Origin of the sequence: Azospirillum halopraeferens DSM 3675 (genome assembly GCF_000429625.1) — a bacterium.
GTDB lineage: Bacteria > Pseudomonadota > Alphaproteobacteria > Azospirillales > Azospirillaceae > Azospirillum > Azospirillum halopraeferens.
The window spans coordinates 18,132-41,723 of record NZ_AUCF01000017.1 but is presented as its reverse complement, the minus strand read 5'-3'; the positions used below and the strand labels follow the sequence as shown (position 1 = coordinate 41,723).

At 73.4% G+C, this 23,592-nt stretch carries 23 protein-coding genes; 16 read left to right on the top strand and 7 right to left on the bottom strand.

Annotated elements, in window-relative coordinates:
* Positions 1-62: 62 nt before the first annotated feature.
* Positions 63-1,067 carry a 2-hydroxyacid dehydrogenase gene (locus tag G472_RS0117065; RefSeq protein WP_029009354.1) on the top strand — a complete coding sequence of 335 codons (1,005 nt, stop codon included), beginning with the start codon at positions 63-65 and terminating at the stop codon, positions 1,065-1,067.
* A 28-nt stretch (positions 1,068-1,095) separates the two neighbouring features.
* A complete protein-coding gene (locus G472_RS0117060; protein ID WP_029009353.1) occupies positions 1,096-2,622 on the top strand; it encodes an L-lactate permease in 1,527 nt (508 codons plus the stop codon).
* 5 nt (positions 2,623-2,627) lie between these two features.
* Here G472_RS0117060 and G472_RS0117055 read toward each other — a convergent pair whose 3' ends face one another.
* Genes G472_RS0117055 through G472_RS0117040 form a run of 4 tightly spaced genes read right to left on the bottom strand, consistent with a single transcriptional unit; the run spans position 2,628 to position 6,483 of the window.
* The gene (locus tag G472_RS0117055) at positions 2,628-3,914 is read right to left on the bottom strand and encodes a TRAP transporter large permease (protein ID WP_029009352.1); all 1,287 of its coding nucleotides are present in this window, start codon (positions 3,912-3,914) and stop codon (positions 2,628-2,630) included.
* Complete coding sequence (locus G472_RS33785; RefSeq protein WP_051340930.1) at positions 3,911-4,519, bottom strand: TRAP transporter small permease; 609 nt, start codon at positions 4,517-4,519, stop codon at positions 3,911-3,913. Before G472_RS33785 ends, G472_RS0117055 begins: the two co-directional genes overlap by 4 nt.
* 60 nt (positions 4,520-4,579) lie before the next feature.
* Entirely contained in the window at positions 4,580-5,569 is a 990-nt protein-coding gene (locus G472_RS0117045) for a TRAP transporter substrate-binding protein (RefSeq protein WP_084536714.1), read from the bottom strand.
* A gap of 23 nt (positions 5,570-5,592) precedes the next feature.
* Positions 5,593-6,483, bottom strand: coding sequence for an isocitrate lyase/PEP mutase family protein (locus G472_RS0117040; RefSeq protein ID WP_029009350.1), 891 nt, complete (start codon positions 6,481-6,483; stop codon positions 5,593-5,595).
* A gap of 356 nt (positions 6,484-6,839) precedes the next feature.
* Here G472_RS0117040 and G472_RS0117035 point away from each other — a divergent pair, with 356 nt between their 5' ends.
* Positions 6,840-7,982, top strand: coding sequence for a PQQ-dependent sugar dehydrogenase (locus G472_RS0117035; RefSeq protein WP_029009349.1), 1,143 nt, complete (start codon positions 6,840-6,842; stop codon positions 7,980-7,982).
* A 7-nt stretch (positions 7,983-7,989) separates the two neighbouring features.
* Here G472_RS0117035 and G472_RS0117030 read toward each other — a convergent pair whose 3' ends face one another.
* Positions 7,990-9,042 carry an SIS domain-containing protein gene (locus G472_RS0117030; protein WP_035692791.1) on the bottom strand — a complete coding sequence of 351 codons (1,053 nt, stop codon included), beginning with the start codon at positions 9,040-9,042 and terminating at the stop codon, positions 7,990-7,992.
* Between the two features lie 241 nt (positions 9,043-9,283).
* On the opposite strand from G472_RS0117030, the gene G472_RS39485 reads away from it, so the two are divergent.
* Entirely contained in the window at positions 9,284-9,445 is a 162-nt protein-coding gene (locus tag G472_RS39485; protein ID WP_169732825.1) for a hypothetical protein, read from the top strand.
* An 88-nt stretch (positions 9,446-9,533) separates the two neighbouring features.
* Complete coding sequence (gene nrfD, locus G472_RS0117020; protein WP_051340929.1) at positions 9,534-10,898, top strand: NrfD/PsrC family molybdoenzyme membrane anchor subunit; 1,365 nt, start codon at positions 9,534-9,536, stop codon at positions 10,896-10,898.
* Between the two features lie 15 nt (positions 10,899-10,913).
* Here the strand turns inward: nrfD and G472_RS33780 are convergent, their stop codons facing one another.
* Complete coding sequence (locus G472_RS33780; RefSeq protein ID WP_156927149.1) at positions 10,914-11,504, bottom strand: ferritin-like domain-containing protein; 591 nt, start codon at positions 11,502-11,504, stop codon at positions 10,914-10,916.
* A gap of 237 nt (positions 11,505-11,741) precedes the next feature.
* Here G472_RS33780 and G472_RS0117010 point away from each other — a divergent pair, with 237 nt between their 5' ends.
* The 10 genes from G472_RS0117010 to G472_RS0116965 all read left to right on the top strand — a co-directional run bounded on the left by G472_RS0117010 (position 11,742) and on the right by G472_RS0116965 (position 19,823).
* Entirely contained in the window at positions 11,742-12,584 is an 843-nt protein-coding gene (locus G472_RS0117010) for a universal stress protein (RefSeq protein ID WP_029009346.1), read from the top strand.
* A gap of 79 nt (positions 12,585-12,663) precedes the next feature.
* On the top strand, positions 12,664-13,203 hold the full coding sequence (locus tag G472_RS33775) for a Na+/H+ antiporter subunit E (protein WP_051340927.1): 540 nt from the start codon (positions 12,664-12,666) through the stop codon (positions 13,201-13,203).
* A 28-nt stretch (positions 13,204-13,231) separates the two neighbouring features.
* Positions 13,232-13,555, top strand: coding sequence for a monovalent cation/H+ antiporter complex subunit F (locus tag G472_RS33770; RefSeq protein ID WP_051340926.1), 324 nt, complete (start codon positions 13,232-13,234; stop codon positions 13,553-13,555).
* Positions 13,552-13,911, top strand: a complete 360-nt coding sequence (locus G472_RS33765) for a cation:proton antiporter (RefSeq protein ID WP_084536710.1) — start codon at positions 13,552-13,554, stop codon at positions 13,909-13,911. The genes G472_RS33770 and G472_RS33765 overlap by 4 nt, the downstream gene beginning before the upstream one ends.
* On the top strand, positions 13,908-14,171 hold the full coding sequence (locus G472_RS0116990) for a hydrogenase subunit MbhD domain-containing protein (RefSeq protein ID WP_029009345.1): 264 nt from the start codon (positions 13,908-13,910) through the stop codon (positions 14,169-14,171). The genes G472_RS33765 and G472_RS0116990 overlap by 4 nt, the downstream gene beginning before the upstream one ends.
* Positions 14,161-14,874 carry a Na(+)/H(+) antiporter subunit B gene (locus G472_RS33760; RefSeq protein WP_051340925.1) on the top strand — a complete coding sequence of 238 codons (714 nt, stop codon included), beginning with the start codon at positions 14,161-14,163 and terminating at the stop codon, positions 14,872-14,874. The genes G472_RS0116990 and G472_RS33760 overlap by 11 nt, the downstream gene beginning before the upstream one ends.
* Positions 14,862-15,260, top strand: coding sequence for an NADH-quinone oxidoreductase subunit K (locus G472_RS33755; protein ID WP_051340924.1), 399 nt, complete (start codon positions 14,862-14,864; stop codon positions 15,258-15,260). The genes G472_RS33760 and G472_RS33755 overlap by 13 nt, the downstream gene beginning before the upstream one ends.
* Positions 15,257-16,690 carry a complex I subunit 5 family protein gene (locus G472_RS0116975; RefSeq protein ID WP_029009344.1) on the top strand — a complete coding sequence of 478 codons (1,434 nt, stop codon included), beginning with the start codon at positions 15,257-15,259 and terminating at the stop codon, positions 16,688-16,690. The genes G472_RS33755 and G472_RS0116975 overlap by 4 nt, the downstream gene beginning before the upstream one ends.
* The gene (locus G472_RS0116970) at positions 16,687-18,189 is read left to right on the top strand and encodes a complex I subunit 5 family protein (RefSeq protein ID WP_029009343.1); all 1,503 of its coding nucleotides are present in this window, start codon (positions 16,687-16,689) and stop codon (positions 18,187-18,189) included. The genes G472_RS0116975 and G472_RS0116970 overlap by 4 nt, the downstream gene beginning before the upstream one ends.
* Positions 18,189-19,823 carry a proton-conducting transporter transmembrane domain-containing protein gene (locus G472_RS0116965; protein ID WP_029009342.1) on the top strand — a complete coding sequence of 545 codons (1,635 nt, stop codon included), beginning with the start codon at positions 18,189-18,191 and terminating at the stop codon, positions 19,821-19,823. The genes G472_RS0116970 and G472_RS0116965 overlap by 1 nt, the downstream gene beginning before the upstream one ends.
* On the opposite strand, the gene G472_RS37305 is transcribed toward G472_RS0116965, so the two are convergent.
* Entirely contained in the window at positions 19,783-20,661 is an 879-nt protein-coding gene (locus G472_RS37305) for a DUF3108 domain-containing protein (RefSeq protein WP_029009341.1), read from the bottom strand. The two genes, G472_RS0116965 and G472_RS37305, sit on opposite strands and share 41 nt — an antisense overlap.
* Before the next feature lie 509 nt (positions 20,662-21,170).
* On the opposite strand from G472_RS37305, the gene G472_RS33745 reads away from it, so the two are divergent.
* Positions 21,171-23,522, top strand: a complete 2,352-nt coding sequence (locus tag G472_RS33745) for a tetratricopeptide repeat protein (protein ID WP_051340611.1) — start codon at positions 21,171-21,173, stop codon at positions 23,520-23,522.
* The last annotated feature ends 70 nt before the right edge of the window (positions 23,523-23,592 follow it).

The following is a 23,592-nucleotide window of genomic DNA, read 5'->3' as shown; positions in this document are numbered from 1 at the left end:
GCCGGAATGCGCCGGGTAGCGTTCGCAGACCCGCCGTCCGACACCGAAGGGGAGTTGCCGCGATGCGCGTCGCCGTCTACAGCGCCAAGCCCTATGACCGAACCTTCCTGGAGGCGGCGAACGCCAACGCCGGCCACCGGCTGGTGTTCCTGGAGGCCCGCCTGTCGGTGGAAACCGTGGCGCTCGCCGAGGATGCCGAGGCGGTCTGCGTCTTCGTCAACGACGCCGCCGACGCCGCGACCCTGGCCCGGCTGTCCCGCCAGGGCGTGCGGCTGGTGGCCCTGCGCTGCGCCGGCTTCAACAACGTGGACCTGGCCGCGGCGCGCGACCGCGGCCTGACCGTGGCCCGCGTCCCCGCCTATTCCCCCCACGCGGTGGCCGAACATACGGTGGCCCTGATCCTGGCGCTGAACCGCAAGATCCACCGCGCGTACAACCGGGTGCGCGAAGGCAACTTCGCCCTGGACGGCCTGCTGGGCTTCGACCTGAACGGCAAGACCGTGGGGATCGTCGGCACCGGCGGCATCGGCGCCGTGGTCGCCCGCATCCTGCACGGCTTCGGCTGCCGGCTGATCGCCCACGACCCGCGGCCCGATCCCGCCTGCACCGTGCTGGGGGTGCGCTACGCCGGGCTGGACGAGCTGTTCGCCGAAAGCGACGTGGTCACCCTGCACTGCCCGCTGACCCCGGCCACCCACCATCTGGTGGACGACGCCATGCTGGCCCGCGCCAAGCCCGGCCTGATGCTGATCAACACCGGGCGCGGCGCGCTGGTGGACACCCGCGCGGTGATCGCCGCGCTGAAGTCCGGCGCGCTGGGCAGTCTCGGCCTGGACGTCTACGAGGAGGAGGCGGACCTGTTCTTCGAGGACCTGTCGGGCCGCGTCCTGCGCGACGACGTCTTCGCCCGCTTGCAGACCTTCCCCAACGTTCTGATCACCGGGCACCAGGCGTTCTTCACCCGCGAGGCCCTGTCGGCCATCGCCGAAACCACCATCGCCAACATCACCGCCTTCGAGGCGCAGGGACGGGCGCTGCACGAGGTGTCCGTCGAACGGCTGGCGTAATCCGCCGCCCCCCGGAGAAGGGATACCCATGCCGGCCCTGCTCGCCGTCACGCCGATCCTGCTGATCCTCGGGCTGATGGTCGGCCTGCGCTGGCCGGCCGCCGCGGCGGGGCTGGCGGGGCTGGCCGCCACCCTGGCCATCGCCCTGTTCGGGTTCGATTTCGGGCGGGCAACCTTCGCCGAGCTGGGGCCGGTGCCGGCGGTGGGCGGCGCGCTGGCCGAGGCGGCCTTCGTCGCCGTCACCATCCTGTGGATCGTCTTCCCGGCGCTGTGCATCTATGAATTGCAGCTCGCCGGCGGCGCGTTCGAGGTGCTGAAGGCGGCCCTGGCCCGCCTGACCGACGATTCCCGGTCGATGGCGATCCTGGTCGCCTGGTTCTTCGCCCTGTTCATCGAGGGGGCGGCGGGTTTCGGCACGCCGGTGGCGCTGGCGGCACCGATCCTGGTCAGTCTGGGCTTCGGGCCGGTGCCGGCGGTGACGCTGGTGCTGATCGGCCATGCCGCGGGCGTGTCGTTCGGGGCGGTCGGCACGCCGGTGCTGCCGCAGGTCGCCCTGACCGAACTGCCGGGTGCGGAGATCGCCCGCGCCACCGGGCTGCTGCACGGGCTGCTCGGCTGGATTCTCCTGGCCTTCGTGGTCCGCATCGCCGGGGCGGCCATGGGGGTCCGGGCGGGACTGCGCGACTGGATCCTGGCCGGTGCCGCGGCGGCCTGCTTCCTGGTGCCGTTCCTTCTGCTGTCCGGCCTGGTCGGGCCGGAGCTGCCGACGCTCGCCGGTGCGCTGATCGGCGGGCTGGCCTTCGTCGCCCTGCTGCGCCTGCGCGGCGGCGGCCGGGCCGCCGGCGGGGCGGCGGACGGGGGCGGAGCCGGGGTGCTGCTGCGGGCGATGCTGCCCTATCTGGTGCTGCTGGCCTGCATCCTCCTCACCCGGCTGGTCCCGCCGGTGCGCGAGGCGCTGCGGGCGGTGGAGTGGGCGTGGACCCTGCCCGGCGGGTTCCACGGGACGGTGCAGCCGCTCTACCACCCCGGCACCATGCTGCTGATCGGGTTCCTGGCGGGCGGGGCGCTCCAGGGCCGCAGCGCGCGGGCCATGGGACAGGCGGCCCTGCGGGCGGCCGGCCGCCTGCCGCTGGTGGTGGTCGCGCTGGCGGCCATGCTGGCGCTGGCCCGGCTGATGGTGCATGCGGGCATGATCGGCACCCTGGCCGAGGCGGCGGCGCAGGTCTTCGGGCCGGTGTGGCCGCTGCTCGCCCCGGCGGTGGGGGTGCTGGGCACCTTCGTCACCGGCTCGGCCACCGCCTCCAACATCCTGCTGACCGACTTCCAGGAGGCGACGGCGGCGCGGCTGGGCCTGCCGGTGCTGTGGCTGATCGCCGCCCAGGGCTTCGGCGCCGCCGTCGGCAACATCGTCTGCCCCCACAACATCGTCGCCGGCGGCGCCACCGTGGGGTTGCAGGGGCGCGAGGGCGAGGTGCTGCGCCGCACCACGCTTGCCTGCGCCGTCTACGCCGTGGCCGGCGGCGCCCTGGTCTGGCTGCTGGCCGGGACGGGGTGATCCCGTTACCGGTACGCCATGGTCGAGGGCAGCCACATGGCGATGGACGGCACCAGCAGCACCGCCGCGAGCCCCAGCAGCATCAGCACCACATAGGGCACCACGCCGCGCACCACCTCGGCCATGGGGGCGCGGGTGATGGCCTTGATGGTGAACAGGTTCATGCCCACCGGCGGGGTGATCAGCGCCAGTTCCAGGTTGATGACCAGCAGGATGCCGTACCAGATCGGATGGATGCCCAGGTGCAGCAGCACCGGCAGCACCACCGGCGTGGTGATGAGGATGATGGAGATGGTCTCCAGGAACATGCCCAGGACGAAGACCAGGGCCATCACCGCCACCAGGAACTCGATGGGGCCGAAGCCCAGGTGGGTGACCAGGGCCACCATCTCCTGCGGGATGCGCATCTTGGTCAGCACATGGCCGAACACGCCGGCGGCGGCCAGGATCATGAACAGCATGGCCGAGGTGCGCGAGGCGTCCACCGCCGAGAGCCAGAGGTCGCGCAGGCCGAAGCCGCGGTAGGCGAACAGCGCCACCAGCAGCGCCGCCATGGCGCCCGCCCCCGCCGCCTCGGTCGCCGTGAAGACGCCCAGGTACATGCCGCCCAGCACCAGCACCGGCAGCATCAGCGCCCAGAAGGAGCGGCGCAGGGCCGCCAGCACCTCCGCCGGGCGGGGGGCCGGCTCGCGCCGCACCGTGTTGCCGCCGCGGCCGGCGGTGACCATGCTCCACAGGGCGAAGACCGCGGCCATCAGCAGCCCCGGCACCACGCCGGCCATGAACAGGCCGCCGATGGAGGTGTCGGACACCACGCCGTAGAGCACCAGCGGGCCCGACGGCGGGATCAGGATGCCCAGCGTGCCGCCGGCCGCCACCGCGCCGTAGGCGGCGCGCGGGCTGTAGCCGTAGTGGATCATCTGCGGGATGGCGACCGAACCGATGGTCAGCGCCGTCGCCACGCTGGAGCCGGAGATGGCGGCGAAGATGGTGCAGGCGGCCACCGTCGCCACCCCCAGCCCGCCCGGCAGGTGGCGGGTGAGCGTGTGGGCGGTGCCGTAGAGGTCGTCCACCACCCGGCCGCGGATCATGATGTGGGCCATCAGGGTGAACAGCGGGATGGCCACCAGCAGGTAGGAATTCAGCTTGCCGAACACCGTGTCGCCCAGTCCGGCCAGGTCGCCCTGGGCCAGCAGCATCAGCCCGGCGCTGAACAGGCCGAGCCCGGTGAAGATCGGCAGCCCCGTCAGCAGCAGCAGGACGACGCCGGTCAGGATCAGGAAGAAGGTCACCGCGGGTGCCCTCCCGCGCCGTGCACGATGGTTTCGCCCTCACCCTTTCCCTCGGGACCGTCGACGGGCGGCCGCCCGACGGCCATGCGCGCCAGCCCGGCCAGCCCGGCCAGCGCCAGCATGGCGCCGCCGATCGGCACCAGGGCCTGGGGCAGGTGCATGGGCATCTCCAGATAGCCGGTGGACACGATGCCCAGCATCTGCGTGAACTCCACCGTCTTCCAGCCCTCGACCATCAGGGCGCCGCCGGCGGCGATCACCGAGACCAGGCCGAGGGCGGCGGTGATGCGCCGGCCCCGCCCGGACAGGCGGTCGGTCAGCACGTCGACGGCGATGTGCTCCCCCCGGCGCAGCGCGTCGGCGGCGGCCAGCATGACGATGGCCACCAGCAGATAGCCGACCAGCTCGTCCGTCCACGGCACCGGGGTGTTGAGCAGGTAGCGCATGCCGATGGCCCAGACGACCAACCCCAGTGAGGCCAGCAGCCCCAGCGCCGCGAGCGCCATGCCGATCAGGCTCACCCCGGCGGCCAGGGCGTCGAACACCGCGACCGCACGGGCGGCAAAACCCGTCCCCCCGTCGGGGGAGGGGCGTGTGATGGGCATGGCGGGTCTCCCTCAGGGCACTCCCCTCCCCGCCGGAGCGGGGAAGGGGGAGGCCGTTCCTTACAGCTTGTCCACCAGGTCGATGATCGTGCCGGCATCGGAGGACGCCTTGCGGAACGCCTCTATCACCGGGGCCTGCATCGCCTCCCGGAACGCCCTGGCCTCGTCCTCGGTGTGGACGTGGACCTGCATGCCCTTGGCCTTCAGCTCGGCGATGGCCTCGTCGGCGGACTTCTCGGTGATCGGGATGGCGTCCCGCTCGGCCTTGGCGGCGGCCTCGCCGATGGCGGTGCGGACGTCCTCAGGCAGACCGTTCCACCACGCGGGGTTGGCGTACATGTGGAAGTACACGCTGAAGAACGGGGTGATGGTGGCGTACTTCTGCACCTCGTAGTACTTGCGGCTGTAGGCCGCGGATACGTCGGTGAGGCCGGCGTCGATCACGCCGGTCTGCAGCGCCTGGTACACCTCCGAGCCGGGCATGGCCGCCGGGGCCGCACCGACGGCGGTCAGCGCGTTGTCCACCAGCTTGTTCAGGCCGCGGATCTTGACGCCCTTGAAGTCCTCCGGCTTCACCAGCGGCCGGTTGGACGAGGTGAAGGCCGACTGCCGGGTGGTGTAGAACCAGGCGACGTTCTTCACCCCCTTCTCCAGCAGCTTCGCTTCCAGGAACTTTGCCGCCTCGGAGCCGGGGAAGGCTTCGATGCGCTTCATGTCGGTGAAGTAGTAGGGCAGGGTGAGGACGTTCATCTCGGGGATGGTATTGCCCCACTGGAAGTTCACCGCGATCGCCGCCTCGATCTGGCCGCGGGCCACCGCCGGGTGGTTCTGATCGGGCTGGAACACCTGGGACGAGCCGAAGATCTGCACGTCCACCTTGTTGCCCGTGCGCTCCTCCACGTCGGCGGCGAACTGCTCCACCAGCTTGGCGATGTGGTGGGCCGGCGGCATCTGGTGGCTGATGCGCATGACGATGGGGTCGGCCGCCCACGCGGCGGTGGCGGTGCCCATGACGGCGGCGACGATCGCGCCGGTAACGAGTGCCTTCATCGTTCGTTTCCTCCCTGTTCGGATCATTTGCCCGCGGTCACGTCGCGGGCGAAGTCGGCGTAGCGCTGTTCCCCGGCCCGCTGGTCCGGCAGGCCGATGAAGCGGTTGAACGTGTCGAAGTCGACCATGGCGTCGCGCACGGCGGCGGTGGTGCCGTCCGCGGCCAGCGCCCTCATCAGGCGCGTGACGGCGTGGGTGATGGCGTAGGTGGTGGCGACCGGGTGGACCGAGACGGCGTAGCCGATCTCCTGCAACTCCGCCGGGGTCAGCACCGGGGTCAGGCCGCCCTCGATGTTGTTGGCCATGCCGGGGGCGTCGATCTCGCGGCAGATGCGGCGCATCTGCTCCACGTCGCGCGGCGCCTCGACGAACACCATGTCGGCGCCGATCTCGCGGTACAGGCGGCCGCGGTCGATGGCGTCGTCGATGCCGTTCACCGCCAGCGCGTCGGTGCGCGCCATGATCACCAGGTCGGGGTCCTGCCGGGCGTCCAGGGCGGCCTTCAGCTTGGCCGCGAACTCCTCGGGCGGGACCACGGCCTTGCCGGCCATGTGGCCGCAGCGCTTGGGGAACACCTGGTCCTCGATGAACAGTCCGGCGACGCCGGCGCGCTCGTAGGCGCGGATGGTGCGGGCCACGTTGGTGGTGTTGCCGAAGCCGGTGTCGCCGTCGACGAACAGCGGCAGGTCCACCGCGTCGGTGATGCGGGCGTAATGGTCGGCCAGCTCCATCATGCCGAGCTGCGAGGTGTCCGGGGCGCCGAGCAGCGCCGCGGTCGCCGCGTAGCCACCGCAGGTGATGGCCCCGAAGCCGGCGGCTTCGGCGATGCGCGCGGTGAGCGCGTCCTGGATGCCGGGCAACACCAGGATCTCCGGCGCTTCGACGAGCCGGCGGAATCGGGTTGTACGTTTCATGGATCACAACTCCGGAGGTGCGGGCGGGAAGGTGTCAGGCGCGGCACGCGGCGGCGCCCGCCCGGTCCGGCCCGGCGGGCGCGGCGGCGGTCCCCGTAACGGGATCGGCGGCTGAATCGGAAACGCGCGGCGCCCCGGCAACGGCGTCGGTCTGCGGCATGCGGTGCTCTGTCCTTCCCCGGCGGCGCCGTTGTCCGGCAACCTTGTGTCCGAAAACGGTATACCGATTAAGGAATAGAACTCAACCCTTTGCGTCTGCCGGTCATGCCTTGACGGATGGCCGGCTTGAACCGGGCCGTGGGGCGCACGAGTCTCTGGGGGCCGCAATCGGAACGCACCAGGGGAGACCGGGAGCCATGACCCGCACGTTTCGTTTCGCCGCGGCGGCCGCCGCCGTCGCCGCCCTCGTCAACCTGCCGGCCTGCGCCGCACCGGGGACGGTGGACTCCCTGTCCGGCCCGATCCGCGTGGAGACGGTGGCCCGGGGGCTGGAGAATCCCTGGGGGATGGCCTTCCTGCCCGACGGGCGGATGCTGGTCACCGAACGGCCGGGACGGCTGCGGGTGGTGACGGCGGACGGCGCGGTGTCGGAGCCGCTGGCCGGCGTGCCCGAGGTGTTCGCGCGCAGCCAGGGCGGCCTGCTGGACGTGGCGCTGCATCCCGACTTCGCGTCCAACCGGATGGTGTACGTGTCGTACGCCGAGCCGGGGCCGGACGGAGCCTCGACCGCGGTGGCGCGCGGCCGCCTGACCGAGACCGCGCTGGAGGGCGTCGAGGTCATCTTCCGCATGGAGCCCAAGGTGGAGGGCGGCAACCATTTCGGTTCCCGCCTGGTGTTCGCGCCGGACGGCAACCTGTTCGTCACGCTGGGCGAGCGCGCCAAGTTCGACCCGGCGCAGGACCTGTCCAACCACATGGGCACCATCGTGCGCATCACGCCCGACGGCGCCGTGCCGCCCGACAACCCCTTCGTCGGGCAGGACGGCGCGCTGCCGGAGATCTGGTCCTACGGCCATCGCAACATCCAGGCGGCCGCGATCGAGCCGGGCACCGGCGCCCTGTGGGAGGTGGAGCATGGTCCCCGCGGCGGCGACGAGCTGAACCGGGTGGTGCGCGGCGGCAATTACGGCTGGCCGCTGGTGAGCTGGGGCAACCATTACACCGGCGGCGCCATCGACGATCCGCCCACCCGCCCGGACCTGCTGTCCCCGGCCTTCTACTGGGAATCGGCGATCGCGCCGTCGGGCATGACCTTCTACACCGGCGATCGCTTCCCCGACTGGCGCGGCAACGTCCTGGTGGGCGGCCTGCGCGGCCAGACCATCGTGCGCGTCGCCATAGAGGGTGAGGACGCCCGCGAGGTGGAGCGATTGGCCATGGGCGTGCGCATCCGCGACGTGGTCGAGGGCCCCGACGGCGCGGTGTACGCGCTGAGCGACGAGGACAACGGCGCCGTCCTGCGCCTCGTCCCCGACGGGGACGAGCGGGCGCAGCGCTGACGCGGCCCTACACCGTGCGCGTCACCTTGCGCAGGTGGCGCGGCCGGTCGGGATCGCTGCCGCGGTGGCGGGCCAGGCGGGCCATGAAGGGATAGAACGCCTGAACGGCGACGATGGGGTCGAGCGCCGGGTGCAGCGGCGCCGGCAGCGGCAGGGGCGTGTCGGCCAGCGCCAGCGCCCCCGGATCGGCCGCCGCCACCAGCAGGTGGGCACCGGCGTCCTTCAGGGCGCGGGCGGTGTCCAGCACCCCCGCCAGGGTCGCGTCGGCGGTGGCGACCACCAGCACGGGAAAGCCCGGCTCCACCAGCGCCATCGGGCCGTGGCGCAGCTCCGCGCTGCTGAACGGCTCGGCGTGCATGGCGGCGGTCTCCTTGAACTTCAGGGCCATCTCGCGGGCCACCGGCAGGGTCAGGCCGCGGGCGACCACCAGCAGGTCGTGGACATCGGCCAGCGCCGGCAGGCCGGCGTCCCAGTCAGCCGCCGCCGCCAGGGCCAGCCGGTCGGGCAGGGCGTCCAGGGACGCCGCCAGGGCGGCGTCGCCGCACAACCGCCCGGTCAGGCGGGCCAGGGCCGCCAGGGAGGCGATCACCGTCCCGGTGGCGGCGACGCTGGTCTCCGGCCCGGCGCGCAGGGGCAGCACATGCTCCGCCAGCCCCGCCAGCGGCGAGTCCGCGGCGTTGACCAGGGCGGCGGTCACCGCACCACCGGCCCGCGCCGCTTCGGTGACGCGCAGCAGGTCCGGGCTCTCGCCGGACTGGGACACCGTCAGCACGAACGCCCCGGCCAGCCGCAGCCCCGCGCCGTAGGCGGTCACCACCGACGGCGCCGCGGCGGCCGTTACCAGCCCCATCCGTGTTTCGAACAGGTAACGCCCGTAGGCGGCGGCGTGGTCGCTGCTGCCGCGGGCCACCGTCATGGCGAAGGGGGGCGGGGCCGCGGCCAGACGGGCGACCAGCGCGTCCAGCGCGGCGGCACCGGTAGCATCGGCGGGATCCAGCAGGCGCCGGACCGCGTCGGGGGCCGCCAGGGCCTCCTGCATCATCCGGGACGGGGTGGTCATGGCGGGCTCCCATGGCGGTGGCATCGGTTACCGATCCGAAATCTGCCGGCCGGCCGTACGAAATTGCCGGGTTTCCCCTACTCGGGGAAGGGTTTGCCGCGTCGCAACGCCGCACCTGCCGGCGGGAGGCCGGCGGGAACGGGCTGCGGCCGGTGCCCACCAATTGGCACGAGGTTTGCTCAAATTCGTCACAGAGCCGCTCCACCCGGTCGCGGACCACCCGGAAGAAGAAGAGACGACCATGCCCAAGATTCCTCCCTATGCCCGCACCACCCTGGTGACCCTGGCCCGCGTCGCGCTGATCGCGGCGGTGTATGCGGCGACCACCCTGCCGCCGCCCTGGCAGAATACCGCGGCGCAGGCGTCGCCCCGGCTGTCCGTGGCCCTCACCACCGGGCGCTGATGCGCCCCGCCCCGGGGGCGGCGGGAACAATCGGGCGAGGGGGCGTTTAACCGGGGGACCCGCCCCCGAACGCCCGACCGGAGCCCCGATGACCCAGCGCGGCCTGCAGCCCCACGGCTTTACCGCAGAGGCCCACCGCAGGGCCGGGCACGTCGGGACCCTGGCCAGCGATCTGACGGTCTTTCCCCTGGAGGGGGCGACGCGACGGCGCTGGTACCTGATGATGGCCGCGGCCCTCCTGCTCACCGTCACGGGGGTGGTCTCGACCACGGTGCTGCTGGTCAGCGGCGTCGGCGTCTGGGGCCTCAACAACACGGTGGTATGGGGCAACGACATCGTCGGCACCATCTGGTGGATCGGCATTGCCCACGCCGCCACCATCCTGTCGGCGGTCCTGCTGCTGATCGGCAAGGAGTGGCGGACGTCGCTGAACCGCTACGGCGAGGCGATGGCCCTGTACGCCACCATCTGCTCCGCCATCTTTCCCATCCTGCACCTGGGGCGGCCCGATTACTTCTACTGGCTGCTGCCCTACGCCAGCACGCTGGAGGTCTGGCCGCAGTTCCGCAGCCCGCTGCAATGGGACGTCTTCTCCTACCTGTTCTATTTCCTCTACGTCCTGGTGTTCGGCTACGTCGGCATGATTCCCGACCTGGCGCTGCTGCGCAACCGCGCGCGGCGGCGCTGGCACGCGGTGGTCTACGGGGTGCTGGCGCTGGGCTGGCGCGGCTCGGCCCGGCAATGGGCGGTGTGGCGGCGGGTCTACCGCAGCCTGGCGATTCTGGCGATTCCCGCGGTGTTCGTCCACACCGGCGGCGCCTATCTCTTCTCTTCCTCCGTTCTGCCGGACTGGCACAGCTCGATCCTGCCCGCCTTCGTGATGTTCGGGGGCATCTTCTCGGGGTTCGCCCTGCTGGCGATCATCACGGTGGTGCTGCGCCAGGCGTTCGATCTCGGCCATTATCTCACGGGGCTGCATCTCGACTATCTCGGCCGCGGCATGATGCTGTTCGGCGCGCTGCTGCTCTACGCCCACGGGGTCAAGGAATTCCATGCCTTCTACGGCGGCGACCCCGCCCCCCTGGGCGCTCTGGCGGAGCGGGTCGCCGGCCCCTACGCCCTGCACTACTGGGGCGCGCTGGCGGTCTGTCTGGGGGCGGTCGCGGCACTGGCGTTCCCGGCGGTGCGCTGCCGCCCGCTGCCGCTGGCCGCGGTGTCCGCGGCGGTGGTCGCAGCCATGTGGGTGGAGCGCTACGTGCTGGTGGTGGCCGGCCAGTCGCACGGCTTCCTGCCGGCGCGCTGGGCCACCTACAGCCCGACCGTGTGGGACTGGACGCTGCTGGCCGGCACGGTCGGGCTGTTCCTGCTGCTGTTCCTGGTGTTTATGCGCGTGCTGCCGGTGCTCTCGGTCACCGAGGTCCAGCATTCGCTGCACGAATCGCGGGAGCATTAGGTGATGGCCGATCGCTCACCGCCGCGACGACGCCGGCAGCCAGCGGGCCGCCCCTTCCATCGCGGTCCGCCCGGCGGCCTCCAGTGCGTCGGCGTTGGCGCCGTGCAGGCCGGCGAAGGCCGCGGCGGCGCGGCCCAACGGCGTCCCGGTCCCCGCTCCCAGCGCCTCCAGGCGCCGGGACACCCAGTTGTAGTGGCGCTCCTCGTCAGCCGCGTGGCGGGCGATCAGGGCGGCGATCTCCGGCGGGTAGGGGCGGCGGGCGTGGCGGGCGTACTTGTTGCGGACCTGCTGCTCGTTGGCCCGGAAGGCCAGCAGCACCGCCCGCTCGCCCCCGGCGGTCGCGGCGAGCTGAAGCCCCAGCTTGAGGAACCCCGTCGGGACGTGGGGCAGTGGTGCCGGCAGGCCGCCCAGTGCGCGCACCAGCGCCGACAGGTCGCGCACGTGCCGTTCGTGGTCGGCCCGGAAATCGGCCAGCGCCTCGCGTTCGGCGTCACCCGGCAGGGACGCCTGTGCCGCGGCATAGACCGGCAGGGCGTCACGGTCCAGTTGCAGCAGATCGTTGAGGTCGGCCAGGATCGCCGGCCGGTCGGAATGCATAGCGTCCATAAGGTTCTCCGGCACCGATCGCCCCTGCCGGGGCCGCTCTGCGCGGATGAACAGCACCGGCGACGAAATGTCCCATCCCGCCCGCGTTGCGCCAGGTCATGGACGAATTCCGCAGGCCATGCGAATATTGCAATGGCTTAACGGAGGAGCCGTGTTTCGATTGGCCCGGAACGGTTTTCCATTCCGTTTGTCGTTCCGGGTGCGGGCATAATCTCCGGGAGGAAGGAGTTGCACACCATGAGATCCGTTCTGCTCGCCACCGACCTGTCCACGCAGTCCGATCGCGCCCTGGCGCGGGCGCTGCGGCTGACGGGGGCGGCCGGCACCCTGACCGTCCTGCACACCGTCGAGAACGGGTCCTACGCAATCAGCGATGACGAGCAATGCCGTGAGGCGGAGGCGAAGCTCGCCCGTCTGCTGAAGGGACACGCCGTCGAGGGGCGGACCGTCAGCCTGGAGGTGCGCGTCGGCGACCCGGCCGAGGAAATCGTCCGCCGGGTCCATGCCGGCGGCGTCGATCTGGTCGTGCTCGGCGCCCACCGGCCGTCGCTGCTGCGCGACATGTTCAGCGCCGGCACGGCGCAGCGGGTGGCCGACGCCGGCATCGCCCCGGTGCTGTCGGTGGTCGATCCGGCCGGCGACGACTATGGCAAGGTGATGATCGGCATGGACGATTCCGACGCGGCGGAGCGCGGGCTGGAGGCCACGCTGGCCCTGTTCCCCGACTGCCGGATCACGGTCGTCCACGCCTTCCACGTCCCCTTCGGCGGCTTCCTCGACACGCCGGAGAACCGGAACGAGGTCGGCGGCCAGCACCGTGAGGCGTTGGCCGCCCGCATCCGCGCGGTGGGGCGGCGGCTCGGCCGGCCGGCCCTGGTCAACGAGATCGACCTGCGCCTGCGCGACGGCGAGACCATCTCCGTCCTCAACGCCGAGGTGAAGCACGCCGGGCCGGACCTGCTGGTGATCGGGACCAGCGGATCGGGGAACCGGCTGTTCGGCGGCATCGCCGCCGCGACCGCCACGGCGCCGCCGTGCGACCTGCTGATCATCCCATCCGCCGGCGTCGGCGCCGAATAGCCGCGCCGCGCAGGGAACCGCAAGCGCAGGCTTGGGTTTAGGTCGACAGCGGGGCGGCAACGGACGGGGAGCGAAGGGGGTGACGGACAGCGCACGCGATCATCGCCGCGTTCCCCGGGGCCGCCTCGTCGGGCGGCACACGGCACCCGCCGTGGCTGTCCGCATCGGGCTGTTCGCCCTGCTGTGGGTCGTGCTGACGGGCCGGCCGGCGGACTCCTGGGCCTATGGTCTGCTCGCCGTCGCGCTGGCGGTTCCCGCCAGCCTCGTCCTCGTGCCGCCGCGCCGCACGCGGCTGCGCGTTCTCCGCTTCGCCATTCTGCTGCCCATGCTCGCCTGGGTGTCGATCCGGGGCGGGGTGGACGTGGCGTGGCGCGCCTTCACACCGCGCCCGGCCATCGACCCCGGCGTGCTCACCTATCGGCTGCGCAGCGGCCGCGCCGACGTGGGCGTAGCGCTGGGTTTCGCCGCGACGATGATTCCCGGTTCCCTGGTTATGGACGTGCAGGACGACGGCCTGCGGATCCACGTCATCGACCGGACCCTGCCGAACGAGGCGATGCTCGCCCGTATGGAGGATTGGATCGCCTGGGCCCTGCCCGACGCCGACACCGCCCCCTGACCGCCCCGCCGCAAGGGAGACCCCGCCCGTGCAGACCCTCAACATTGCCGTCGCCCTGTTCCTGCTGGCCAACGCCGGGGTGGGGCTGTTGCTCCTGAGGCGGGAGCGGACGATCGCCGACCGTCTGGTGATCGTCAACCTGATGGGGACCACGTCGGTGGTCGCCGTCCTGCTGGTGGGGGCGGCGGCGGGCATGGCGGCGGCCGACGACGTGGCGCTGGTGGCGGCGATGCTGGCGCCCTTCACCTCCCTGACGTTCGCCCGCCGCCTGTGGTGGCGCGGCACGCCGCCGGGCGAGGACGACGCGGTGCCGCCGGCCCCCGGCACCGACCGCGACGGGAGGGCGCCATGACCCTGACGGAGATCCTCAGCGTCGCCTTCATCCTCGCCGGCGCCGGCTTCTTCGTCGCCGGAACGGTGGGGCTGCTGCGCTTTCCCGACCTCTACACGCGCCTGCACGCGGTGACCAAGGCGGACAACCTGGGCGTCGGGCTGATCGCCGTCGGCCTGGTCCTCCAGGATCCCGGCTGGGCCCACGCGGCGAAGCTGGCGCTGGTGTGGATGGCCACCCTGGCGGGCGTGGCGGTGGCCGGCAACGTGCTGGCCAAGGCGGCCCTCGACCATGGCGTACCGGTCAGCGGGGTGCCGGTCAGCGGTATGCCCGTGGGCAGCGAGCCCGCGGCGAAGCCGGAGGAGGCGGAGCGATGATCGCCCTGGCCTTCGACCTGCTGTTCGCCGGCGGCCTGGTGGTGCTGGCCCTGCTGGTCGTGCTCCGACGCACCCGGCCGCTCAGCACCGTGCTGCTGTTCCTGGCCTTCACCTTCCAGATGGCCCTGGTGTGGGTGCGCCTGGACGCGCCGGACCTGGCGCTGGCCGAGGCGGCGGTGGGCGGCGTGGTGACCGGCGTCGTGCTGTTCGACACCATCGGCCGTCTGCGCCGCCGCGGGGGCAGGTCCGATGACCGCTGAACGGGCCGTCCGCATCGCCACGGCCGCCCTGGCGGTGCTGGTTGCCGGCCTGATGGTGCGGGGCGCCCTGGTCATGCCGCGCGCTCCCCGCGTGGGTGAGCTGGTGGACCGGCACCTGGCCGAGAGCGGCGTGATCCAGCCGGTGACCGCCGTGCTGCTGAACTTCCGCGCCTACGACACGCTGGTGGAGGTGGCCGTCCTGCTGATGGCGGCGGTGGGCATCCACCTGTTGGCCCCGGTCGGCCGCGCCTCCCCCGTCGCCACCGAGCCGCTGGCCCTCGGCTCCGCCGTGACGCCGGTCGCCAACGCCTTCGGCACCCGTCTGGCGCCCATGGCGCTGCTGATGGCGGCGCACCTGTGGTGGGCGGGATCGACGCAGCCCGGCGGCGCCTTCCAGGGCGGCACGGTGCTGGCCGGGGCCGCGGTGGGGCTGATCCTCACCGGCCGCCTGCCGTTCTCGGCCCGGCGGTGGTGGCTGCGCACGGGCATGGCCATCGGGCTGTTCGCGTTCCTGCTGGCGGCGGTCGGGCCGGTGGGGGGCGGCGCGGCCTTCCTGGAATACCCGCCCGGACTGGCCTACGGGATCATCGTCGCGGTGGAGGGCATGCTGACCCTGTCCATCGGCCTGTGCCTGGCGGCCCTGGTGGTGGGCGTGCCGCCGCGCCGCCCGCCGGACGCGGGGAGGGCCCCATGGACGCCGTGACCGATGCCGCACCGGTCTTCGCCGTCGCCGGGGTGCTGATCCTGGCCATCGGCGTCTTCGGGATCTTCGACCGGCCGGACCTGCTGGGCAAGATCGTGGCCCTGAACGTGGCGGCCAGCGGTGCCTTCACCTTCATGATCGGCTCCGCCCCCGTCGACGGCGAGGGCGGCCCCGACACGGTGCTTCAGGCGCTGGTGCTGACGGGGATCGTCATCTCCATCTCGGTCACCGCCTACGCCCTGTCGCTGCTGCGCCGCGTCGCCGACGAGACGGGGCGGGACACCCTGGACGCCGTGGACGATCCGGTGGATCCCACCGCGACGGACGAGGCCGACGCGGCCGACACCGCCGGCGCCCCCCCCGCACCCGGGGAGGGACGGCGGTGAACGATTACGGCGGCTGGATCTCCGTGATGGTGGCTCTGCCCCTGGTGGCGGCCACCCTGTGCTTCCTGATCGGCGGACGGCGGGTGGCGTGGATCGCCAACCTGACGGCACCGGTCCTGGTGGTGGGGGCGGCCGTGCTGGCCGACGCGGTCGGGCAGGGGGAGGTGGTGCGCCATGCGCCGGGCGGCTGGGGGGCACCGCTGGGGATCGAATGGCGCCTGGACGGTGCCGGGGCGCTGATGATGGTGGTCACGGCGCTGGTGGGCTGGGCGGTGTCGCTGTTCGCCCCGGGGTACGAGACCCACGGCGACCTGGAGCGGGCGCCGGGGCGCTTCTGGCCCCCCTTCCTGATGCTGTGGGCGGGGCTGAACGCCCTCTACCTCGCGGCGGACGTGTTCAACCTGTTCGTCTGCCTGGAGCTGATCGCCATGGCCGCCGTCGTGCTGGTGGCGCTGGAGGGCAAGGAGGCGGCGGTCACCGCGGCCATGCGCTACCTGCTGCTGGCCCAGGTGGGGTCGCTCTGCTACCTCATCGGCGTCGGCTTCCTGTACGGGTTCGGCACGCTCGATCTTGCCCAGCTCGGCGCGGCGGTGCAGGAGGGGACGCCGGCCGGCCTCGCCCTGGCGCTGATGACCGCCGGGCTGATCGCCAAGGCGGCGCTGTTCCCCATGCACGTCTGGCTGCCGCCCGCCCACTCCGCCGCCCCCAGCCACGCCAGCGCCCTGCTGTCGGGGCTGGTGATCGCCGCCTCGGTTCTGGTGCTGCTGCGCCTGTGGGACGCCGTGTTCGGCGTGGTGTCGGGGGAGGCGGTGCGCCAGTTCGTGGGCGCCATCGGGGCGGTGTCGGTGCTCTGGGGTTCGGTGGCGGCGCTGCGGCAGGACCGGCTGAAGCCGCTGCTGGCCTACTCCACCGTCGCGCAGACCGGCTACCTGCTGCTGCTGATCCCGCTGGCGGGAACCGTCGGGGCGTGGTCGGGCGGCGTGCTGCTGCTGGCCGCCCACGCCGTCGCCAAGGCCGCCATGTTCCTGGCCGCCGGCCTGATCCTTGAGGCGCTGGGCACCGACCGGCTGTCGTCCATCCACGGCGCGGTGCGCCGGATGCCGCTGACGGTGTTCGCGCTGGGCATCGGCGGACTGACGCTGATGGGCCTGCCGCCCAGCGGCGGTTTCCTGGCCAAATGGCTGCTGCTGGGGGCGGCCCTGGCGGGTGGCCAGTGGTGGTGGGCGGTGGTCCTGGTGCTGGGCGGGCTGCTGGCCGCCGGCTACGTCTTCGCCATCCTCGCCCCCGCCTTCCGGGATGCGTCGGACACCCCCTTCACCCCGGTGTCGCCGTGGATGCAGGGGGTGCCGCTGGTGCTTGCCACGGTGTCGCTGCTGATGGGGCTGGCCGGCGGGCCGATGGCCCGGCTGCTGGAGGTGGGCACGCCATGACCTGGACCAGCCTGCCGCCCCTGCTGATCGTGCTGTCCTCGCTGATCCCCGGCCTGATCATCTTTGTCCTGCCGGAGGAGCGCGTCGGCCTGCGCACCGCGCTGAACCTGGCCGGGGCGATCCTGAAGACGGCCCTGACCGCGCTGATGCTGTGGGGCGTGTGGCACGGCGAGCGGTTCGAGACGACGTTCCCGCTGCTGCCGGGGATGGACTTCGTGCTGCGCATCGACGCGCTGGCCCTGCTGTTCGTCACCCTGTCCTCCACCCTGTGGCTGGCGACGACGATCTACGCCATCGGTTATCTGGAGCACGCGCCGCACCGCAGCCGCTTCTTCGGCTTCTTCAGCCTGTGCGTCACCGCCACGGTGGGCATCGCCCAGGCCGGCAACCTGCTGACCCTGTTCCTGTTCTACGAGATCCTGACGCTGTCCACCTACCCGCTGGTGGTCCACCGCGGCACCGACGCGGCGCTGGCGGCGGGGCGCACCTATCTGCGCTACGCCGTGCCGGGCGGGGCGGCGCTGCTGGTCGGCATCGTCTGGCTGCACGTGGTGGCCGGCACGTTCGACTTCGTGGAGGAGGGCGGAGCGCTCGACCACGTCGGGCCGGAGCACCGTGTGGCGCTGACCGCCTGCTTCGTGCTGATGGTCGGCGGGTTCGGCGTCAAGGCGGCGCTGGTGCCGTTCCACGGCTGGCTGCCGCGGGCGATGGTGGCGCCGGCACCGGTCAGCGCGCTGCTGCACGCGGTGGCGGTGGTCAAGGCGGGCGCCTTCGGCATCGTGCGCGTGGTTTACGACGTCTACGGGCAGGAGCTGGCGGTGGACCTCGGCGTCACCACGCCGCTGGCGGTGCTGGCGGCGGTGACGATCCTCTACGGCTCCCTGCGGGCGCTGCAACAGGACGACCTGAAGCGGCGGCTGGCCTTTTCCACCATCAGCCAGTTGTCCTACATCATCCTGGGCATCGCCCTGGCCGGTCCCATCGCTACCGTGGGCGGACTGGTCCATCTGGTCCACCAGGGGATCATGAAGATCACCCTGTTCTTCTGCGCCGGCAACCTGGCGGAGACGCTGGGCATCCACCGGATCAGCGAGATGGACGGGGCGGGGCGGCGCATGCCGTGGACCATGGCCGCCTTCACCGTGGCGGCCCTGGGCATGATGGGGGCACCGCCGGTCGCCGGGTTCATCAGTGAATGGTATCTGGGCGTGGGCGCGCTGGCGGCGGGGCAGGGCTGGGTGGTGGTGGTGCTGCTGACCAGCAGTGCGCTGAACGCCACCTATTTCCTGCCCATCCTCTACCGCGCCTGGTTCACCCCGCGCACCGGCCCCTGGCCGGACGAGGACAAGGGCCGGCGCGGCCGCTTCGAGACCGACCTGCGGCTACTCGGGCCGGTGGTGTTCACCGCGGCGCTGAGTCTGGCCGCCGGACTCCTCGCCGGGCTCGACGCCAGCCCCCTGGGGTGGAGCCGCTTCATCGCCGAACAGGAGTTTCCGTGATGGTCGCGGCCCTTCTCCTGCCCGCCGCGGTACTGGCGCCGCTGCTGGTCGCCGCCCTCGCCCTCACCGCGGCCGGCCGGCCGTCGGCGGTGCGGCTGCTGCCGGCGGCGCCGCTGCCGGCCCTGGCTGCCGCCCTGCTGCTGCCCGACGGGGCGTCGGTGGCGATGCCGGTCGTCGTCCTCGGCACCACGCTGGAGCCGGACGGACTCGGCCGGCTGTTCCTCGGCGGCTCGGCCCTGGTGTGGGCGGTCGCCGGCCTGCACTGGCGCCTGACCGGCAGCGACCCGGCGGACCCCGCCGAACGGCGCCGCGTCGTGTTCTTCCTGGTGACCCAGGCGGGCAGCCTGGGCGCCCCCATGGTGGCGGATGCGGTCGCCTTCTACGTCTTCTTCGCCGTGATGACCATCGCCGCCTACGGCATGATCGCCGCCGGTTCCGACCCGGAGGGGAGGGGCGCCGGGCGCCTGTACCTGACCGTCGCCCTGTTCGGGGAGTTGCTGACCCTGGCCGCCTTCATGATCATGGCCGCCGGCCGGTCGCCGGAGCTGGCGGCCCTGCTGCTGCTGTTCGGGCTGGGCAGCAAGCTGGGCGTGCTGCCGCTGCACGTGGCGCAGGCGCCGGCCTACGCCGCCATGCCGCCCGCCGCCGCCGCGGCGTTCGCGGCACCGGTGCTGAACGCCGCCGTCTACGGCCTGCTGCGCTTCCTGCCGCCGGAGGGGGTGGCGCTGCCCGGTCTGGCCGGGCCGGTGGTGGTGCTGGGGCTGGCCACCGCCTGGATCGGCGGTCTGCTGGCGATCACCCAGCGGCAGCCGCGGGCGCTGCTCGGCTATTCCACGGTCAGCCAGATGGGGATGCTGACGGTGGGCCTGGCCGTGTTGGCGGCGGCTCCCGGTGGCAGGGCGGGGGTCGCGGCGCTGGCCTTCTTCGCCGTGCACCACGCGCTGGTGAAGGCGGCGCTGCTGCTCGCCACCGGCGGGGTGGGGCGGGGCCGCTCCGGCCTTGCGGTGGCGGCCCTGCTGGCGCTTTCCATGGCCGCGCTGCCGCCGACCGGCGGCGCCCTGGCCAAGGCGTGGCTGGAGGACGCCGCCGGGATGCTGCCGGAGCCCTGGCTCGGCCTGATCCATGTGGGGTTGCCGCTGACCTCGGCGCTGACCGTGCTCTACATGACGCGCTTCCTGCTGCTGCTCCGCGGTGACGGAACGGTGCCGGCGGGGCGGGGCGGGGCCGGGGCGTTCCTCGGCCTGGCGGCGGCGGCGCTGGCCGGCCCGTGGGTGCTGGTGGCCCTGTGGTCCCCGGCCGCCGCCGCCCCGGCGGCGCTGCTGGCCCATCTGCCGGCGCTGCTGTGGCCGGTGGCCCTCGGCGCGGTCCTCGCGGCGGTGCTGTGGCGGACGGGCTGGCGGGTGCCGGCGGTCCCGCCGGGGGATGTGGCGCTGCCGGCGGCGCGGCTGGTGCGCGCGGCGGCGCGCCTGCGCGACCTGCCGGACATGCCGTCTCCCATGCCGGCCCTGCAACGGCTGTGGGGGCTGGCCAGCCGGCGGGTCATGGCGCTGGAGCGCCGCCTCGTTGCCCAGCATGTGCTGGGGCTGGGCTTCTTCAGCCTCCTGGCGGTGCTGATGCTGCTGGCGACCCTGTGACCCCGGCGGTCGCCCCGGCGGCGCCGGCCGCGGCATGCATCAGCCCGCTGCCGCCGACCAGATGCACGACGGCGGCGCCGAACCAGCCGTCCACCTCGGCGCGCACGGGCAGGGGCAGGCCGCCCGGCCCGATGCGGGCCAGCCACAGGCTGGCGGTGCGCCGTTCCCCCTCCTGCGGCCGCGGGCGGTCGCCGTCGCCGCGCCAGAACCCGGCGAGCATGCGCGGCTCCACCGTGCAGCGGATCGCCGGGCCGGCATAAAGGCCGTAGCGCGCCGCCGGCAGGGTGGCGGCCCCGGCGTCGCCGGCGATCAGGTCGTAGCGGGCCATGCCGTCGAATACCGGGCTGGTGCCGCCGCAGCGCCCGTCGCGGAACACCGCAAGCATGGCCGACAGCCCGGCGCTCAGCGGGTCGAGGGTGCCGGGCTTGAGGGGGTCGGGCACCGGATCCCGCTCGTCACGGGCCGACGGGGGCTCCACCGCCTCGGTCACCGCCGACCCGTCGTAGGCCAGCGTGACCGATCGGTCGCGGCCCCGCCAGGTGCGATCGGCCCGGTAGCGCTCCGGCCGCGCCCCGCCCGGCTCCAGCACGCCCGCTGCCGAGAATTGGCTGCGCAGGGGCGAGAACCAGTCGAGAAAGCCGCGCGACGCGGCCTGCCCCGTCAGTTCGTAGCGGCCGTTCAGCAGCCGGGCCTCCACCGTCACGTCCAGCAGGTGGAACCCGCCGACGTGGACGGCGTAGCGCAGTTCCACCGGTGCGGGCGTGGCCGGCACCGCCGCCCCGGCCACCCGGCCGGGCACGGCCGCCGCCAGCAGTGCCAGCGCGGCGCCCGCGGCCATGCGACGGAGCCCGGGGTTGGAAACAAGGCGGGGCACACGGCAGGATCCCCGGCGGGTCGGCATGGCGGGCATCGTCCCTCTCCCATCCGCGACGGCATCACCCGCGGGCGCGCAACCGCCGCCGCGGACAGGCCCGGATGCTGGCACGTTTCGCGGAGGAACAGAAGCCCTCCGGAAGTATTTTCCATAAGACATCTTATACGAATTTTGCCTGTAGGCGACTGAATTCAAGATTGAAGTGCGACTCTCTTTTATAATCAGTGGCTTGGGCTGCGGAGATTGCTTGGAGTTCAGAACTCTGGCCCTACTCCGTGACCTCCGGCCGGTCCTTGAAGAACGCGACCACGGCAGTGTTGAGAACGCCGGCCCGCCCTACCGCTACGCGTAAGGCTCCGCGCCGGCGTTCCGGCTATGCGGACGCCGGCGGCCGGTCTATCGTGCACCGCCCCCGCACGACAGACCACCGGTTGCCATGGTCCCGACTCCCCACCCCCGCCCGGAACGAGACCATGGCCGGAATCGGTGAGGCGCTGCTGGCCGCGCTCGATCTGCTGGAGGCCGGCCGGCTCGGCGAGGCCGAGGCCCTGTGCGGGCGCATCCTCGACGCCGACCCGGCACAGCCCGACGCCTGGCACCTCGCCGGCATCGCCGCGGCGCGCGACGGCCGGCCCGAAGCCGCCTGCGACCGCTTCGCCGCGGCCATCCGCCTGGCGCCCGAGCGCACGGACCTGCGCCTGAACCACGCGGCGGCGCTGGCCGCCCTGTCCCGGCCGCGCGTTCCGGCCCTGCGCCGCGTGCTGGCGCTGGAACCGAACCGCCCCGACGTCTGGCACGCCCTGGCCGAAGCCGCCGCGCGGGAGGAGGGGCCGGGCGCCGCGGTCACTCCCTGGGCCGCGCTGGCCGGGCTGGAGCCCGCTTCGGCGGGGGTGCGCTACAACCTGGGCGTCACCCTGCACGCGGCGGGGCGGACGGCGGACGCCATCGACGCCTACAGCGATGCGGTGCGGCGCGATCCCGGCCTGACGGAGGCGCATTTCAACCGCGCCAACGCGCTGCGCGACCTGGGGCGTCCCGGCCGTGCCGCCGCCGCCTACCGGGCCGCCCTCGCCGCCGATCCGGCCAACGCCGCGGCCGCGCGCAACCTCGGCCTGCTGCTGCTGCCCGCCGACCCCGCGGCGGCGGCGGCGGCGTTCGGCATGGCCGCCGGGATGACTCCCGACCGGCCCGCCGCGGCGCTGGACCACGCGGCGGCGCTGATCGCCGCGGAGCGGCCGGGGCCGGCGCTGGCGGTGCTCGACGCCGCCCTGGCCGGCAACCCGACCCTGGCGGAGGGGCACAACGGCCGCGCGCTGGCCCTGCGCGCCCTGGGGCGCGACGGCGATGCCGGCGCCGCGCTGGCCCGCGCGCTGGCGGCCGATCCGGAACTGGCGGAGGCGTGGATCAACCGTGCCCAGGCTCTGCGCGACCGCGGCCGGCCGGGCGCCGCGGCGACGGCCGCCCGCCGGGCACTGCGCCTGCGCCCGGGGTCCGTCGCGGCGCTGGGCGTGCTGGCGCAGGCCCGTCACGACGCCGGCCGGCCGGAGGAGGCGGTGGCCCTGCTGCGCCGGGCCATGGCGATCACCCCCGCCCTGCCCCGCGAACGCCACGCCGACGCCCTGCTGTTCCTTCAGAGCGTCCCCGACGCCGATCCGGGCGCCGTGCTGGCGGAGCACCGCCGCTGGGCCCGCCTGCACGCGCCGCCGCCGCTGCCCGCCCCACGCTCCCGGTGGGTGCCGGGCCGGCCGCTGCGCGTCGGCTACCTCTCGGCGGATTTCTGCAGCCACTCGGTGGCCAGCTTCTTCGAACCGCTGCTGGAGGCCCATGACCGCGGCGCCGTCCACCCCGTGTGCTACAGCGCCGTGCGCCGGCCGGACGCCACCACGGCGCGCCTGCGGGCACACGCCGCCGGCTGGCGGGATGTGGCGGGGCTGGGGGACGCGGCCCTGGCCGACCTGATCCGCGCCGACGCCATCGACGTTCTGGTCGACCTGGGCGGCCACACCGGCGGCAGCCGGCTGGCGGTGCTGGCCCGGCGCCCGGCCGCCGTCTGCCTGACCGCCATCGGCTATCCCGGCACCACCGGCCTGCCCCTCGACGGCCGCCTCACCGATCCCGTCATCGAGCCGCCGGGGGCCGAGGCGTGGAGTTCCGAACCGCTGATCCGGCTGCCCGGCGGCTTCCTCTGCTACCGCCCGCCCGACGGTGCCCCGGAACCGCGCGCGGCGCGGCCGGAGGGGCCGATCGTGTTCGGCTCCTTCAACGCGTTGGGCAAGCTCACTCCGGCGGTGGTGGCGGTGTGGGCCGCCATCCTGGCGGACGTGCCGGGCTCACGCCTGATGCTGAAGAGCCGCGCCCTCGGCGATCCCGCCGTCATTGCCGATCTGCGGGCACGGTTCGCGGCCGCGGGCGTGGCCGCCGACCGCCTGGACCCGGTGGCCTGGACGCCCGACCGGGCGGCCCACCTGGCCCTCTATGAGCGCATCGACGTGGGCCTCGACCCCTTCCCCTACACCGGCACCACGACCACCTGCGAAGCCCTGTGGATGGGGGTGCCCGTCGTGACCCTCGCCGGTGACCGCCACGCCGCGCGGGTCGGCGCCGCCCTGCTCACCCGCGTCGGCCTGCCCGACCTGGTGGCGACCGACCCGGAGGGCTACCGGCGCACCGCCGTGGCGCTGGCCGCCGACACGGGACGGCTGGCGGACCTGCGCACGGAGCTGCGCACGCGCCTGCGCCACGGCCCCCTCGGCGACGCCCGCGCCCTGGCCGCGGCGGTGGAGGCGGCATACCGGGCGCTGCTCGCCGATCCCCGGAGGCCATGAGCCGGAGGTGATGGAGCGGACGTGGGTCGAATTCTCTTCGTTGATCGCCGGGAAAGTCTGTACGGGCGGG

What these genes read in the sequence shown, in the direction of transcription:
- G472_RS0117060 (WP_029009353.1), top strand. Translation starts at nt 1,096, where the DNA reads ATGCCGGCCCTGCTCGCCGTCACGCCGATCCTGCTGATCCTCGGGCTG.
- G472_RS33760 (WP_051340925.1), top strand. Translation starts at nt 14,161, where the DNA reads ATGACCGCTGAACGGGCCGTCCGCATCGCCACGGCCGCCCTGGCGGTG.
- G472_RS0116990 (WP_029009345.1), top strand. Translation starts at nt 13,908, where the DNA reads ATGATCGCCCTGGCCTTCGACCTGCTGTTCGCCGGCGGCCTGGTGGTG.
- G472_RS0117065 (WP_029009354.1), top strand. Translation starts at nt 63, where the DNA reads ATGCGCGTCGCCGTCTACAGCGCCAAGCCCTATGACCGAACCTTCCTG.
- G472_RS39485 (WP_169732825.1), top strand. Translation starts at nt 9,284, where the DNA reads ATGCCCAAGATTCCTCCCTATGCCCGCACCACCCTGGTGACCCTGGCC.
- nrfD (WP_051340929.1), top strand. Translation starts at nt 9,534, where the DNA reads ATGACCCAGCGCGGCCTGCAGCCCCACGGCTTTACCGCAGAGGCCCAC.
- G472_RS0116970 (WP_029009343.1), top strand. Translation starts at nt 16,687, where the DNA reads ATGACCTGGACCAGCCTGCCGCCCCTGCTGATCGTGCTGTCCTCGCTG.
- G472_RS33745 (WP_051340611.1), top strand. Translation starts at nt 21,171, where the DNA reads ATGGCCGGAATCGGTGAGGCGCTGCTGGCCGCGCTCGATCTGCTGGAG.
- G472_RS37305 (WP_029009341.1), bottom strand. Translation starts at nt 20,661, where the DNA reads ATGGCCGCGGGCGCCGCGCTGGCACTGCTGGCGGCGGCCGTGCCCGGC.
- G472_RS0117045 (WP_084536714.1), bottom strand. Translation starts at nt 5,569, where the DNA reads ATGAAGGCACTCGTTACCGGCGCGATCGTCGCCGCCGTCATGGGCACC.
- G472_RS0117030 (WP_035692791.1), bottom strand. Translation starts at nt 9,042, where the DNA reads ATGACCACCCCGTCCCGGATGATGCAGGAGGCCCTGGCGGCCCCCGAC.
- G472_RS33780 (WP_156927149.1), bottom strand. Translation starts at nt 11,504, where the DNA reads ATGGACGCTATGCATTCCGACCGGCCGGCGATCCTGGCCGACCTCAAC.
- G472_RS0116965 (WP_029009342.1), top strand. Translation starts at nt 18,189, where the DNA reads ATGGTCGCGGCCCTTCTCCTGCCCGCCGCGGTACTGGCGCCGCTGCTG.
- G472_RS33765 (WP_084536710.1), top strand. Translation starts at nt 13,552, where the DNA reads ATGACCCTGACGGAGATCCTCAGCGTCGCCTTCATCCTCGCCGGCGCC.
- G472_RS0117035 (WP_029009349.1), top strand. Translation starts at nt 6,840, where the DNA reads ATGACCCGCACGTTTCGTTTCGCCGCGGCGGCCGCCGCCGTCGCCGCC.
- G472_RS33755 (WP_051340924.1), top strand. Translation starts at nt 14,862, where the DNA reads ATGGACGCCGTGACCGATGCCGCACCGGTCTTCGCCGTCGCCGGGGTG.
- G472_RS0117040 (WP_029009350.1), bottom strand. Translation starts at nt 6,483, where the DNA reads ATGAAACGTACAACCCGATTCCGCCGGCTCGTCGAAGCGCCGGAGATC.
- G472_RS0117010 (WP_029009346.1), top strand. Translation starts at nt 11,742, where the DNA reads ATGAGATCCGTTCTGCTCGCCACCGACCTGTCCACGCAGTCCGATCGC.
- G472_RS33785 (WP_051340930.1), bottom strand. Translation starts at nt 4,519, where the DNA reads ATGCCCATCACACGCCCCTCCCCCGACGGGGGGACGGGTTTTGCCGCC.